The organism is Flavobacterium flevense, assembly GCF_900142775.1.
Classification (GTDB): domain Bacteria; phylum Bacteroidota; class Bacteroidia; order Flavobacteriales; family Flavobacteriaceae; genus Flavobacterium; species Flavobacterium flevense.
Genome location: NZ_FRCC01000005.1, coordinates 255,503 through 269,809, shown reverse-complemented (window position 1 = coordinate 269,809; position 14,307 = coordinate 255,503). Strand labels below are relative to the sequence as shown.

The following is a 14,307-nucleotide window of genomic DNA, read 5'->3' as shown; positions in this document are numbered from 1 at the left end:
TTTTAAATTTATTGAGGACAGAAACTTCTAACTTCCGCCCTCTAATTTCAAACTTCAAATAATGATTACAATTAACGACATATCCGTTCAATTTGGCGGAACAACACTTTTTAGCGACGTTTCTTTTGCTATAAATGAAAATGATAAAATTGCCCTTATGGGTAAAAATGGTGCAGGAAAATCTACTTTGTTAAAAATTATTGCAGGAAACAGCAAACCGTCAACAGGAAGTGTTTCGACTCCTAAAGATGCTGTTGTGGCATATTTGCCTCAGCATTTATTGACTACTGATGGAGCAACTGTTATGGAAGAAGCGTCTAAGGCTTTTTCTGAGTATTTTTCTATGAAGTCAGAGATTGACGAAATTAATGAGCAACTGACTGTTCGTACGGATTATGAAAGTGATGAGTACATGAAATTGATTGAAAGAGTTTCAGACTTAAGCGAGAAATTTTATGCAATTGAAGAAATTAATTATGAAGCAGAAGTTGAGAAAATATTAATCGGTTTAGGTTTTGTTCGTGAAGATTTTTCAAGACAAACTTCGGAGTTTTCCGGAGGATGGAGAATGCGTATCGAATTAGCAAAAATATTATTGCGTAAACCTGATTTGATTTTGCTGGATGAGCCTACAAACCACATGGATATTGAAAGTATTCAATGGCTTGAGGATTTCTTGATTAATTCGGCTAAGGCGGTTGTGGTGATTTCGCATGACAGGGCTTTTGTAGATAATATTACGAATCGTACTATTGAAGTTACAATGGGAAGAATTTACGATTATAAAGCTAAATATTCTCATTATTTAGAATTGCGTAAAGACCGTAGAATTCACCAGCAAAAAGCATACGACGAACAACAAAAAATGATTGCTGATAATCGTGCTTTTATTGATCGTTTTAAAGGAACTTTTTCTAAAACTGATGCGGTTCAGTCCCGTGTGAAAATGTTAGAAAAGTTGGTTATTGTTCAGGTTGACGAAGTAGATAATTCAGCTTTAAAATTGAAATTTCCACCAGCTGCCCGTTCAGGCCAATATCCGGTTGTAGTTAAGGATTTGGTTAAATCATATGGAGATCATGTGGTTTTTAAAGATGCTAATATTGTTATCGAAAGAGGACAAAAAGTAGCTTTTGTGGGTAAAAATGGTGAAGGTAAATCAACAATGATTAAAGCCATCATGAAAGAAATAGGTATTGATAGCGGAAGTGTAGAAATTGGACATAATGCCCAAATAGGATATTTTGCTCAAAATCAGGCGTCTTTGCTGGATGAAAATGCTACTATTTTTGAAACTATTGATGCAATTGCGGTTGGCGATATTCGTACCCAAATCAAAAATATTTTAGGAGCATTCATGTTTCAGGGTGATGATATTACTAAAAAGGTAAAAGTACTTTCCGGAGGAGAAAAAACACGTTTAGCAATGATTAAATTATTGTTAGAGCCAGTGAATTTATTGATTCTGGATGAGCCATCAAATCACCTGGATATGAAAACTAAGGATATTATTAAAGATGCATTGCGCGATTTTGACGGAACTTTAATCCTGGTTTCTCACGACCGTGATTTCTTAGATGGTTTAGCAACTAAGGTTTTCGAATTTGGTAACAAAAGAGTTGTTGAGCATTTTGAAGATATTTCCGGTTTCTTAGCGCATAAGAAAATGGACAGCATGAAAGAAATTGAAAAATAATTTTTCTAAATATATTTTACAAAGGCATGAGTTGATTCTTATGCCTTTTTTTGTTTTGATAAAAATTAAAAATGGTCATTTTTTTTACCATATAAGCCATATAAGTTTTTGGTCTTAGTGAATGTATTTTAAAGATAAGACCATATAAGGGCTTGGAATTAAATAGAATAGAATTAAATCCGAATTCCGGGAGGAAGCAATTCTTTGTATTGAGGATTTTTTTTGAAAAACTGAACAATTCTGGGGTAGGTAGGTACTACTTTTAATCGTTGTTCGATGGCATTGTCCAGAATAGTGCGTATTAGATTGTCCAGGAAAATTTCGTCCTGAAATTCATCAGGAGTGTTTATTTTTGTTAAAAATATTTTTCTTTCCTGAAAAGAGTATTCAACGGTTAGGAGTCCTTCGGGAATTATAGTTTCAAATTGTCTTGCAAAGCTGTTGTCTTTGATTTCGATAGTTGTACTTTGTTCCATGACGATTGCTTGTTTTTTAATTCAGATTAAAAAAGATTGAGTAATAAAAAAAGGCTTTGTTTTTTTATATTGTACAGAAAAGTTACAATAGTTTTTTAAAGTGCAAAGGTAAGTATTTGATAATCAAAATCAAATGATTTTAGCATCTCCTTAGCTTTGTGTGTAATTAGCAGCCTATTTTCTTCTTTTTAAATTAGGTACAGCGGTTAAAAAACTTTAATTTTAATTTTCTTATTCCCAATAAATTTTTTGAACTTTTTTCAATGAATAAAATCCCTGTTTATTTTATGCCTGGTATGGCGGCAAATTCTTTAATTTTTGAAAGGATTAAATTGAATGAAACGCTTTTTAATGTTCATTATTTAGAATGGGAAATTCCAAAACCGCAAGAATCTCTGGTGGATTATGCTAAAAGGATTGCGTTGAAAATTACCGAAAAAAATCCGGTTTTAATTGGAGTTTCCTTTGGAGGAATTCTGGTTCAGGAAATTGCAGATTTGATGGAAGTTAGAAAAGTGATTATTATTTCGAGCGTAAAATCAAGATCAGAATTGCCTAAACGAATCAAATTTGCTAAGTCAACTTTGGCACACAAATTAATTCCCATGCGTTTGATCTTGAGACTCAACAAGCTGGCAAAATTAGTTTTGGCAGAAAAAGTAAAACACCGAATACAGTTGTATGATACTTTTTTATCAGTCCGGGATATTTATTATTTGAAATGGGCGGTCGAAAAAGTAGTTCTTTGGGATCGTTTAGTGGCTAATGAGCGTGTGATTCATATTCATGGTGATAAAGACCGTATATTTCCTATTCAGAATATAAAGAATTGTATTGTAATCAAAGGCGGAACGCATGTTGCGGTTTACACAAAATACCGTTGGTTTAACACGCATTTGTCGGATATTATTTTAGGAGAAAATCCCAAATTATAAAATAAAAAAAAATCCCAAACTCTAGGAATTTGGGATTTGTCCCGAAATTTCGGGATTGTTATTTTAGAAAAAATTAGATTTTTTTCATTTGTTCTTTCATCATCGTGATTTGTTCTTTCAGCATGTTTTGTTTGTCCAGTTTTTTAACTTCACTAATTAAGTTAGTTGCTTCCAGTTTTCTTCTGCGTGACAAAGCAATTCCGGCAAGATTTAATTTGGCTACAGCCAAATCCATATCCATAGACAATCCCAGTTCGATAGCTTTCTTGAAATATTTTTCAGATTGGTTGATATTTGTTTGCGAAAGCATAATTCCGTGTAGGTAATTAAAGTATCCCTGTTGCTTTCTGATTAATGCTGATTCCGGGTTTTTAATGTAAGAAAGCCATTTTTGAGCGCCTTCAAAATCTTGTTTTCTTAGTTTTAAAAAAGCTAACAGTATAAATTCGTTTCTGTAATAAAGAAAAACAGGTATTGCGGTAAGTAATAATAAGAAGATTCCGTTTCCAATATTGTTCTCTGTAAATTGCCAAATGCTAGTAATTACGATAAGTCCGGCGATAATAAGTTTGATATTCTTGTTTAACATGATGGGTATATAATTTGTGTTTGCAAAGATAGTAAAAGGATTTAAAAATATTTTTATAAAACTTCTTGCTAGAAAAAAAAGTCTTTGTATATTTGCACTCGGTTTTAGAATAACCATTATTCAAAAAGTAAAAGATACATATAAATAAGTTTTAAAGATACAAAGCAATGAGCAAAAGAACGTTTCAACCATCGAAAAGAAAAAGAAGAAATAAACACGGATTTATGGACAGAATGGCTTCTGCTAATGGAAGAAAAGTTCTTGCGCGTAGAAGAGCTAAAGGAAGACATAAATTAACGGTTTCTAGCGAACCTAGACACAAAAAATAATGTTTGTATAAGCATAAATAAGGGCGTTACTTTTTTTAGTACCGCCTTTTTTTATATCTTGTCGGTAAAATGGGGCTCAAACTTAAGATTATTAGTAAGTTGCATCCTTTTTTAAACCGGAAGAAATGACTGAAAAAATTACTTCATAAAACAATAATTCTCATATAATGCCAAAAGACACTTCAATAAAATCAGTTTTAATTATAGGTTCAGGTCCTATTGTTATTGGTCAAGCTTGCGAATTTGATTACGCAGGATCACAATCAGCACGTTCTATTCGCGAAGAAGGAATCGAGGTTATACTTATCAATTCAAACCCTGCTACAATTATGACCGACCCATCTATGGCGGATCATATTTATTTGAAGCCTTTAACAACCAAATCTATTATAGAAATTCTAAAAGAGCACCCACAAATTGATGCTGTATTGCCTACAATGGGTGGACAAACGGCTCTTAACCTGTGTTTAGAAGCTCAGGACAAAGGAATTTGGGATGATTTTGGGGTAAGATTGATTGGAGTTGATGTAAACGCCATTAATATTACGGAAGACAGAGACCAGTTTAAAGCACTTCTTAAAAAAATAGATGTACCTACAGCACCTGCTGAAATATGTACTTCTTATTTAAGAGGAAAAGAAATTGCTCAGGAATTTGGTTTCCCGCTTGTTATCCGTCCATCATTTACTCTTGGAGGAACAGGAGCTTCTATAGTTTACAAACCGGAAGATTTTGACAGATTGTTAACTGCCGGACTTGAAGCATCACCAATTCACGAAGTTTTGATTGACAAAGCCTTGATGGGATGGAAAGAATACGAATTAGAACTTTTAAGAGATAAAAATGATAATGTAGTGATTATCTGTTCTATCGAAAATATGGACCCAATGGGGATTCATACCGGAGATTCCATCACTGTGGCTCCAGCCATGACATTATCAGATACTACTTTCCAGAAATTACGTGATTACGCTATCCTGATGATGCGTAGTATCGGAAACTTTGCCGGAGGTTGTAACGTACAATTTGCAGTTTCACCGGATGAAAAAGAAGATATCGTTGCTATCGAAATCAATCCTCGTGTATCCCGTTCTTCTGCATTAGCTTCTAAAGCTACCGGATATCCAATTGCAAAAATCGCTACTAAATTAGCTTTAGGGTATAATTTAGATGAATTGAAAAACCAAATTACAAAATCTACTTCGGCTTTATTCGAGCCTACTTTGGATTATGTAATTGTTAAAATACCACGTTGGAACTTTGATAAATTTGAAGGATCAGACAGAACGTTAGGACTTCAGATGAAATCAGTAGGTGAGGTAATGGGTATTGGACGTTCGTTCCAGGAAGCGTTACACAAAGCCACACAATCCTTAGAAATTAAGCGTAATGGTTTAGGTGCTGACGGAAAAGGATATACCAACTACGAACAAATTATCGAAAAACTAACGTATGCAAGTTGGGATCGTGTTTTTGTAATTTATGATGCTATCGCAATGGGAATCCCATTGAGCAGAATTCACGAAATCACTAAAATCGATATGTGGTTCCTGAAACAATACGAAGAATTACATATTCTTGAAAAAGAAATTGCTAAATATACGGTAAGTACTTTACCAAAAGAATTTTTGCTTGAAGCAAAACAAAAAGGTTTTGCCGACAGACAAATTGCACACATGATGGGTTGTCTTGAAAGTGAAGTTCACGCTTTGCGTATGAGCATGGATGTTAACCGTGTGTTTAAACTAGTTGATACTTGTGCAGCTGAATTTAAAGCTAAAACACCTTATTACTACTCGACTTTTGAAGCTGAGATTGAAAAAGCTGACGGAACCCGTTTTGTAGACAATGAAAGTATTGTAACTGATAAAAAGAAAATCATAGTTTTAGGTTCCGGACCAAACAGAATTGGACAAGGAATCGAGTTTGATTACTCTTGTGTTCACGGAGTTCTCGCAGCTAAAGAATGTGGTTATGAAACCATCATGATTAACTGTAACCCTGAAACGGTTTCTACAGATTTTGATACCGCTGATAAATTATACTTCGAACCGGTATTCTGGGAGCATATTTATGACATCATCCAACACGAAAAACCGGAAGGTGTAATCGTTCAGTTAGGTGGACAAACAGCGCTTAAATTAGCAGAAAAATTATCTAAATACGGTGTAAAAATCATCGGAACCAGCTTTGATGCACTGGATTTAGCAGAAGACAGAGGACGTTTCTCAGACTTATTGACTGAATTAGAAATTCCTTTCCCTAAATTCGGAATCGCTGAAACTGCTGATGAAGCTTCGGCTCTGGCAGACCAACTGGATTTCCCATTATTGATTCGTCCTTCTTATGTATTGGGTGGTCAGGGAATGAAAATTGTAATCAACAAGCAGGAATTAGAAGAGCATGTAGTAAACCTGCTAAAAACAATTCCCGGAAACAAATTGCTTTTAGACCACTATCTTGATGGTGCGATTGAAGCGGAAGCTGACGCCATTTGCGACGGTGAAAATGTGTACATCATCGGAATTATGGAGCACATTGAGCCTTGCGGAGTGCACTCAGGAGATTCGAATGCGACATTGCCTCCTTTTAACTTAGGAGAGTTTGTGATGCAACAAATTAAAGATCATACACATAAAATTGCTTTAGGACTAAAAACGGTTGGTTTAATCAACATTCAGTTTGCTATAAAAGACGATACGGTTTACATTATCGAAGCTAATCCAAGAGCTTCCCGTACCGTTCCTTTCATCGCAAAAGCTTACGGAGAGCCTTATGTAAACTACGCTACTAAAGTAATGTTAGGACACAATAAAGTAACTGACTTTGATTTTAATCCAAAATTAAACGGATACGCAATCAAACAACCGGTATTCTCTTTCAGTAAGTTCCCGAATGTAAACAAAGCTTTAGGACCTGAAATGAAATCAACAGGAGAAAGCATCTTGTTTATTGATGACTTAAAAGACGACCAATTCTACGAATTGTACTCCAGAAGAAAAATGTATTTGAGTAAATAATAACTTGAATTATTGATACAAAAAAGCTCCAAATTTTGGGGCTTTTTTTATTGGGTTAATAGTTCATTTATTTCTTTTACAGCTCCGCAAAGTCTGTGACTTTGAGGAAGTGTGAAGCTGTCTCTGACAGCTGTATAGTTATAACTGTTATCGGTTACAAACCTAGACTCACAGCCGCAAAGTTGAAAACTTGACGGAGCTTCCTAATGCTTTGGCTCTGTTTTTTTCTGATAGAATTAGTAGCCACAAACTTGTCATGCTGACGAAGGAAGCATCTTCGCAAGTAACTCGACAAAGTATATTATTTTAAGATTTTTATTGATTATGTGCTCACTGTTGTGGGCATGGAAAACATTACCGAACTATCGAGGGTAGCTGTTCTATGCAGTTTTTTCTTCGTCCTCCCAAGGAATGTTATTATCTCGACAATATTTTTCAATTTCTGAATCTGTATTAAAATAGCTGTCGCATAATTCATCAAATTCTTTTCTTGTTGCTTTAATATATTTTTCTGGAGCAATCAACATCGTTTCAGTTTGATTGATAAATTTTTCAAAGTCCGGATTTATTTCGCAAAGTTTATCAATGGTTTTAAAATCTAATTCTCTATACTTTGAAATAAAAAGAATGTTGCTTTCGTATGGGTTTGATTTTAATTCAATAATTCCAATTCCAAATGATTGATTTAATCTTTCCATTTCATCCATTAAATTTTTACTGATTTCAAATGCTACTAAATAACCATAATTTGACCAACTTGAATTTGATACGGCTTGAAAGAAACATTTTTTAAGTTCATAATCAGATTTTATTTCTCTTTTAATTTCATAAGAAATTAAATCAAATGCGTCAGCCTTGTTTATTACTTTCATCAAAGCATTACTAGACTTATTTTTAAGATTCAAAAAATTAATGCCAATCATATCAGGATGAATCCATTTTTGGTAATCATCTTTACTGTTAGCAGACTTTTCGTGGAAAATTGTTTTACTGTATGTGTTTTGACTTTTCAGATAACTACTTAAAAGTTTATGTAAATGACGTTCCTGATAGCTTTTTAAAATTGTTTTTTTTGAAGAATCTTCTTTTTCAATTATTTCAATTAAGTTAATTTCATTTTCATATTTGGAAGAGTAATATTCGAAGCCTTTTTTTCCTTTCACTCTTTTGACTCTTGAATCATTTTGTCTTATAAAATGCCCTAATTGAGCTCCAACAGTATCAGAGGGTGTTTTTGCATTTGTCCAATCAATGTATTTATTATCATCAATTTTTTCTAAAACTTCTAAATATGTTAATGCTCTTTTTTGTTCTTCTAAAACTTTAATTATTGCTTCTTTTATTGTCATATTTCAAAATATTTCTTTTTAGTCGATTTCTTTAAAATTGCGTATAACTTATATATAGGCGAAACAAATCTGCGTATATACGTATGCAGCTGTTTTATTTTGAATAGGTTATGTGTTTTTTTCTATTTACTTTGATCAAAATTCATATTGTCTCTGGTGTTTTTTTGAACTGTAATAGCACCAAAGATGGCTAATAAAAAAGCAAAAGCATAAAATCCTTTTTCGCTGGGTAAAATGGTAGCATTCCATAATCCTACGGTTAACAATACAATTGACAGCAGGGTTGCAAACCAGCAAATTCCGTAATACATATCCGTCACAGGAAGGTTTTCAAGTCGGTCTCTTACGCTTTTTTGTAATGAAACTACAGCAAATAGCCCCAACATTAAAACGGTGAAATAATAGCCTTTTTCGTTTAATAACATTTCGGCTCTTGCCAGTCCTACTATAAATCCAATTGTTCCAGCTCCAAGAGCTATCCAGGATGCCGCTACAAAGGCATTTGATGTTTTTTGTACCATGTTTGTTGTTTTTTTATTTGTATTTCGAAAAAATTCCGGAATCGGTGGCTGTCCATAAACAGCATTTTTGACCACAAGCTTTCAGGCCAGTATTCGCCCAGCTATTGCAGGTTTTAAAGATGCTGTAACTTCCATTTGCTTCGTAAAAAGCATCCGTTTTGCCATAATTAGCATTGGTTTTTATAGGAATAAAATTTCCGTCACTATCTTTTTGAAAACTATCCGTAATATAAGTTATTAAGCGCTGGTATTGTTCTTTGCTAATCAACATTGATTTGCAGTCGTTGCCTAATTTCATTTGCTTGTAATAAGTAGCATGGATAGCGGTTGTGCTTAAGCCTGAAGCTGCTTTAAATGCAACCGAAGCTTTCAGGTCAGACCATTCGGGGGTTTCTAAATAAAAACCTTTGTCTCCCCAGCCTAACGCAATATATTTATAGGTCGAATCGGCTGCCTGGGTATTTTTGAATCGAATTTGTTTACTCCAGTCCATTTGCTCACTTACTGTAGGCATTACAATATCAGTATGAACACCATTTGTTAAAATATAAATTTCAACTTCCGGTTGTGTATCTGCTTCTTTATCTACTGTAATTTTTGAAAGTAAATAGGCTATTAACAGATAGAAAAAAATCAGCCCTAAAAAGATCAGGACTATTTTTAAAATGATTTTAAAAGATTGCTTCAAGTTGTGATTTTGATAATGTTCAATCAAATATAACTAAATAAAGTTCTTGTTAAAATGGTCAATCAAAAAAAAAGTAAGTAAATTCCAAAAAAAAAGGCGACTGAAGAATAGTTATCACTATTCCGCAATCGCTTTTTATTATGGTTTAAGTAAGTCTAGATATGTATTTCTCTGGCGTCTAAACGTGTTAAATCTATGTTTTCCGGTGTGTGAAGTATCATCGGGAATTTTTCAATTTTAACCGAACTACTGTCCAGACCAAAGGCACTTTCTTCGGATAAACTTAGTTTTTTTACAAAGAAATACGAGTTCATAATGATGTTTTCGTGCCATTTTAAATCGTTATCATTCGATAAAAATTTCTCTGAAAGTACAAATTTAAAGTCGCCAATAATATTGTTTTTGTTTAGTGACTCATAACGACTTCGGATATCTACTTCTCCGTTTTTAACCATATCCTTGATTACTTCTTTAAATAAAAGATTGATCTTAGTAGGTTCTCTAAATCCTAAATTAAAGTCCACACGATACAAATCATCTTTCATTATTTCGGTTACGCGGTATTCGGTTTTATAAGGTTCGGTTAAGATGTTGACGTGTACAAACCAGTAGATATCAGCTCTTTTAGGTCTTTTTTGCAAAATAGAATACATTACTTTTTCTTCTATTTCATCAACACGTCCGGCATTAGTCATGTAAACCAAGTGTGTAGCATATTTTGGAATACTTAAATCGGCACTCAATTCGCTTAATACTTTTTTGTAATCTTCAACTTTTACAATTTTAGTATATATTTTGTTGATTTTTTTGGCAGAATTCCAGATAGACATTATGCCTATCAAAATAATGGCAATAATTAGAGTAACATAACCACCATCAGCAAATTTGGTAATATTTGCCGCTAAAAAGCTGAGCTCGATTAATAAATAAATGGTGATTAGCGGAACCATGAAATATAATTTTACTCTTTTCATTATCAAATAAAAATTAAGTAAAATAGTGGTCATAATCATGCATAGAATAATGGCTAAACCATAAGCATGTTCCATATTGCTTGATTCTTCAAAGTGAAGAACAATCCCTACACAACCAAAGAATAATAACCAGTTGATGGACGGAATATACAGTTGTCCCTGCAATTCAGTAGGGTATTTAATTTTTACTTTTGGCCAGAAATTCAATCTCATGGCTTCATTTATTAATGTAAACGAACCACTGATTAATGCCTGCGAAGCAATTACGGCAGCCATTGTTGCAATTACAATTCCGAATGGTTGAAACCAATCGGCCATGATTAAATAAAAAGGATTTCCGTTTTTACCACCTAAACTTTGAAGTGTTTCACCCTGGTGAGTGATTAGATAAGCACCTTGCCCGAAATAATTCAGCACCAGTGTAGATTTAACAAAAATCCAACTGATTCTAATGTTTTTTCTCCCGCAATGTCCCATATCAGAATACAAGGCTTCTGCTCCTGTGGTACATAGAAAAACGAAACCTAAAACAAAAAATCCTTCAGGATGTATGGTTAATAAATGGTAAGCATAATAAGGATTGAAAGCTTTGAATACTTCGGGATGTTTTACTATTTGGATAACACCTAATATTCCAAGCATACTAAACCAAATAAGCATCATGGGAGCAAAGAATTTTCCAACTAATTTTGTTCCAAATTGCTGAATGGTAAACAACACAAATAAAATTCCAATGACTATAGGAATAGTGTTTATTTCAGGATAATAGGTCCGGATTCCTTCTACAGCAGAAGATACCGAAACGGGAGGGGTGATAATTCCATCAGCTAACAAGGCACTTCCTCCAATAATGGCGGGGACAATGAGCCATCTGATTTTTGTTTTTTTGACCAAAGCATACAAAGCAAAAATTCCGCCTTCACCATGATTGTCAGCATTTAAGGTAATGATGACATATTTTATAGTGGTTTGTAATGTCAACGTCCAGAATACTGCTGATATTCCTCCAAGAACAACATCAGCATCGATGGTATGTTCTCCCAGTATTGCCTTCATTACATATAATGGCGAGGTTCCAATATCGCCATATATAATTCCTAATGTAATTAATAAACCTCCTAAGGTTAATTTACTATGCAAATTTCTATGTGATGCGCTCATGTGTGATTTTATAAACGCTCCAAATTTACTCATTTTTAAACAATTCGAAAGTTATTATTTTTAAAAAGCAAAAAACACGACCAAATGATCGTGTTTTTAATAATAGCATTTTATTTTGTTATATTCTTCTATTGTTATTTCGGGAAGAATTAGTGTTTCCCTGATTAGCGCTTCTGCTTCTGCTGGATTCAGCTCTTTGCGGGGAAGCCGCCGGAGCACTTGGTCTGGAAATAGTTCCTCGGTTTTGATTTTGACTGTTATCTCGGGAACTTGGTACGTTTCTTTGCGCACTGTTTTCCTGTCTTGGAGTATAATTACGTGGACTTTGATTTTGTTGTCCGCTATTTTGTCTTACCGTATTAGTTCTGTTTTGATTGTACTCTCTGTTTGCTGTTCTTTGAGGACTGTTTTCTCCTGAGCTGTTTACTTTGTTTTGATTGTAATTTCTGCCAGGAGTTCTTTCGCTTGAGTTACCTCTGGAATTGTTAGAGCTGTTTTGATTGTAATTTCTGTCCGGAGTTCTTTCGCTTGAGTTTCCTCTTGAATTGTTAGAACTGTTTTGATTGTAGTTTCTGTCAGGAGTTCTTTCGCTTGAGTTTCCTCTTGAGCTATTAGAACTGTTTTGGCTATAGTTTCTGGAAGGAGTACTTCTGTTAGATGAATAATCTCTTTGTGGTTCTCTTCTTGAATTACTATTGCTGTATTGTCTGCCGTTGCTATTTCTATTAGTAGAATAATTACTACTGTATCTTCTTTTTTGATCTAAATCATAACGATTAGAATAACTAGAATTTCTTTTTGAAAAAGCATAGTTAGGATAACGTCTTTCGTATGCGTTTGAGCGTCTGGAATTGTAAAGAGAAACAGCAACATTACTTCTTCTGTAGTTTACATAATTATAGCGATTGTTGAAATTCAGACTTATATTAATATTATTTCTGTATCTGTAAATCGGATACGGATTCCAAGCATAGTAATAAGAAGGATAGTAATTCCAATACCAATTTGAAATATATGGTCGGTAATTAGCACGCCAGAAAGAAGCATAAATTATAGGTGTTGAATAATAAACAGGCTCATAAATATAATTAGTTCCATATAAATATTCATTACCAATAAATTGTACTTGTACGCTATTGTTATTTCTTTCAATATCAATGGTAGCAATGTCCTGATATACGTCACGATCTAATACTGATTGAATAATAACTACGTGAGTATTGTATTCTACAGTTTCAATTACACGTAAATAATCTACTTCGTTATCGTTGTTTAAATCCAAATTAGAAATTTGAAGTTCAGGATCGTTTAAACGTCTTTCAAAATCTTCTAAATTTTTAGAGTCACCAAAAATGGATGCCACAGCTCTTAAATCAAGATTGTCGCTAATTTCGTTACTCATTGCGTTAACGGTAGTGCGGTTTTGAGCTTCTGTTTGTGTGATAAACAAAGAAGCTAAAAGGCTAAGAAATATAATTTTAGTTTTCATGGCAACTGTTTTTTATAGTGATAATTTGCAATATTCAATTACTGTGCCAATTAAATAAACAGCTTGTTTGTTTTTATTTTCGGCTGTTGTTAAAACGCATAAAATCAGTTTATAGTATTCAATAAAAATGCCGCTTCAATTCAATGAAACGGCACTTTTATTTTTAGTTATATGGGATTATTTTTTCTTTCCGCGGTCACCATATTGTTGCAGCAATTTTCGATAAAAATTATCTTCTGCTTTTTTTAATTTCAAAATTTTTACTGCCGGTAAAACGGACTTCACATTTTTACTGAATTTTTTTCGCAATAAAAATAGTTCTTCATCAGCAGCATCCATTTGGTATAATAAAGCAGCAGCATCTTTTTCGCTCATTTTGTTTAGCGCATCACCGTGCATTTTGCTTTTAAAAAAGCGCATTTTTTTATGTCTTATTTCAAATTGTTTATCGTCATAAGCATTATAAAGCGGCCAGAATTTTTCTGATTCTTGCGAACTCAGGTCTAATTCAGAAGTAAAAAAAGCTACTTTTAAGGATCTGATTTGTTCTTTTTTATCTTTTATGTTTTCCTGAGCATAGAAACTGCAGGTAAATAAAAGGATTATTGGTACTAATTTTCTAAAATTCATCTTCTCTCTATTTATGGTACTATTATTCTAAAATATAATTTTCTAAATTGTTATTGCTTATTAATAGCTCTTCAATTGTATTGTCTTCCAGTACAATATTCGAATTTATGTTGCTAATATCCTCTTCATCTAATGCATTTATTAAGTCATATTGATTTACATTAGATTGATAACTCAGATAATTTTCCAGAGTTTCAGTATCAATCTCTTGTGAATGAGCAGCCTGATTAATTAACAAAGGTATTGTTAAGGCTAATACAAAAACAGCAGCAACCATCATAATAATAGCTTTCCTTTTCCGGAATAATGAGATTGTTTTGGGCTCTTTTTTACCTATTTTCTCTAAAAGATTTTCCGAGAATTTTTCAAAATAAACATCTTCAGGATTTTTTAATCCGGATTCGATTTTAGGAATGGTATTTAATTTAAATTCTTTCATGATAGCTATTA

The 14,307-nt window shown here is 33.3% G+C and carries 13 protein-coding genes; 4 read left to right on the top strand and 9 right to left on the bottom strand.

What is annotated here, in order from left to right:
* The first annotated feature begins 61 nt into the window (after positions 1-61).
* The gene (locus BUB89_RS10680; protein WP_073244871.1) at positions 62-1,696 is read left to right on the top strand and encodes an ABC-F family ATP-binding cassette domain-containing protein; all 1,635 of its coding nucleotides are present in this window, start codon (positions 62-64) and stop codon (positions 1,694-1,696) included.
* A 173-nt stretch (positions 1,697-1,869) separates the two neighbouring features.
* Here BUB89_RS10680 and BUB89_RS10675 read toward each other — a convergent pair whose 3' ends face one another.
* Complete coding sequence (locus BUB89_RS10675; RefSeq protein ID WP_174799726.1) at positions 1,870-2,172, bottom strand: GNAT family N-acetyltransferase; 303 nt, start codon at positions 2,170-2,172, stop codon at positions 1,870-1,872.
* A 263-nt stretch (positions 2,173-2,435) separates the two neighbouring features.
* Here BUB89_RS10675 and BUB89_RS10670 point away from each other — a divergent pair, with 263 nt between their 5' ends.
* Complete coding sequence (locus BUB89_RS10670) at positions 2,436-3,107, top strand: alpha/beta hydrolase (protein WP_073244869.1); 672 nt, start codon at positions 2,436-2,438, stop codon at positions 3,105-3,107.
* Positions 3,108-3,180: 73 nt separating this feature from the next.
* Here BUB89_RS10670 and BUB89_RS10665 read toward each other — a convergent pair whose 3' ends face one another.
* Positions 3,181-3,696, bottom strand: coding sequence for a hypothetical protein (locus tag BUB89_RS10665; RefSeq protein ID WP_073244867.1), 516 nt, complete (start codon positions 3,694-3,696; stop codon positions 3,181-3,183).
* 167 nt (positions 3,697-3,863) lie between these two features.
* Between BUB89_RS10665 and rpmH the strand changes: the two genes are divergently transcribed.
* A complete protein-coding gene (rpmH, locus tag BUB89_RS10660; protein WP_008464848.1) occupies positions 3,864-4,025 on the top strand; it encodes a 50S ribosomal protein L34 in 162 nt (53 codons plus the stop codon).
* Positions 4,026-4,192: 167 nt separating this feature from the next.
* The gene (carB, locus tag BUB89_RS10655) at positions 4,193-7,045 is read left to right on the top strand and encodes a carbamoyl-phosphate synthase large subunit (RefSeq protein ID WP_073244865.1); all 2,853 of its coding nucleotides are present in this window, start codon (positions 4,193-4,195) and stop codon (positions 7,043-7,045) included.
* Between the two features lie 380 nt (positions 7,046-7,425).
* Here carB and BUB89_RS10650 read toward each other — a convergent pair whose 3' ends face one another.
* The 7 genes from BUB89_RS10650 to BUB89_RS10620 form a co-directional block, all read right to left on the bottom strand.
* Positions 7,426-8,394, bottom strand: a complete 969-nt coding sequence (locus BUB89_RS10650; protein WP_073244862.1) for an HTH domain-containing protein — start codon at positions 8,392-8,394, stop codon at positions 7,426-7,428.
* A 122-nt stretch (positions 8,395-8,516) separates the two neighbouring features.
* Positions 8,517-8,915 carry an inner membrane protein YiaA gene (gene yiaA, locus BUB89_RS10645; RefSeq protein WP_073244860.1) on the bottom strand — a complete coding sequence of 133 codons (399 nt, stop codon included), beginning with the start codon at positions 8,913-8,915 and terminating at the stop codon, positions 8,517-8,519.
* Between the two features lie 13 nt (positions 8,916-8,928).
* Positions 8,929-9,603, bottom strand: coding sequence for a TIGR02117 family protein (locus BUB89_RS10640; RefSeq protein ID WP_073244949.1), 675 nt, complete (start codon positions 9,601-9,603; stop codon positions 8,929-8,931).
* 155 nt (positions 9,604-9,758) lie between these two features.
* Complete coding sequence (locus tag BUB89_RS10635) at positions 9,759-11,738, bottom strand: KUP/HAK/KT family potassium transporter (protein WP_073244947.1); 1,980 nt, start codon at positions 11,736-11,738, stop codon at positions 9,759-9,761.
* Positions 11,739-11,856: 118 nt separating this feature from the next.
* Entirely contained in the window at positions 11,857-13,227 is a 1,371-nt protein-coding gene (locus BUB89_RS10630; protein WP_073244858.1) for a hypothetical protein, read from the bottom strand.
* Positions 13,228-13,404: 177 nt separating this feature from the next.
* Positions 13,405-13,857 (bottom strand): sensor of ECF-type sigma factor, encoded by a 453-nt coding sequence (locus BUB89_RS10625; protein ID WP_073244856.1) that lies wholly within the window; start codon positions 13,855-13,857, stop codon positions 13,405-13,407.
* A gap of 22 nt (positions 13,858-13,879) precedes the next feature.
* Positions 13,880-14,296 carry a hypothetical protein gene (locus tag BUB89_RS10620; RefSeq protein ID WP_073244854.1) on the bottom strand — a complete coding sequence of 139 codons (417 nt, stop codon included), beginning with the start codon at positions 14,294-14,296 and terminating at the stop codon, positions 13,880-13,882.
* Between the last annotated feature and the right edge of the window lie 11 nt (positions 14,297-14,307).

Coding starts and splice junctions, on each gene's coding strand:
- BUB89_RS10680 (WP_073244871.1), top strand. CDS start 62: ATGATTACAATTAACGACATATCCGTTCAATTTGGCGGAACAACACTT.
- BUB89_RS10675 (WP_174799726.1), bottom strand. CDS start 2,172: ATGGAACAAAGTACAACTATCGAAATCAAAGACAACAGCTTTGCAAGA.
- BUB89_RS10670 (WP_073244869.1), top strand. CDS start 2,436: ATGAATAAAATCCCTGTTTATTTTATGCCTGGTATGGCGGCAAATTCT.
- BUB89_RS10665 (WP_073244867.1), bottom strand. CDS start 3,696: ATGTTAAACAAGAATATCAAACTTATTATCGCCGGACTTATCGTAATT.
- rpmH (WP_008464848.1), top strand. CDS start 3,864: ATGAGCAAAAGAACGTTTCAACCATCGAAAAGAAAAAGAAGAAATAAA.
- carB (WP_073244865.1), top strand. CDS start 4,193: ATGCCAAAAGACACTTCAATAAAATCAGTTTTAATTATAGGTTCAGGT.
- BUB89_RS10650 (WP_073244862.1), bottom strand. CDS start 8,394: ATGACAATAAAAGAAGCAATAATTAAAGTTTTAGAAGAACAAAAAAGA.
- yiaA (WP_073244860.1), bottom strand. CDS start 8,915: ATGGTACAAAAAACATCAAATGCCTTTGTAGCGGCATCCTGGATAGCT.
- BUB89_RS10635 (WP_073244947.1), bottom strand. CDS start 11,738: ATGAGCGCATCACATAGAAATTTGCATAGTAAATTAACCTTAGGAGGT.
- BUB89_RS10630 (WP_073244858.1), bottom strand. CDS start 13,227: ATGAAAACTAAAATTATATTTCTTAGCCTTTTAGCTTCTTTGTTTATC.
- BUB89_RS10625 (WP_073244856.1), bottom strand. CDS start 13,857: ATGAATTTTAGAAAATTAGTACCAATAATCCTTTTATTTACCTGCAGT.
- BUB89_RS10620 (WP_073244854.1), bottom strand. CDS start 14,296: ATGAAAGAATTTAAATTAAATACCATTCCTAAAATCGAATCCGGATTA.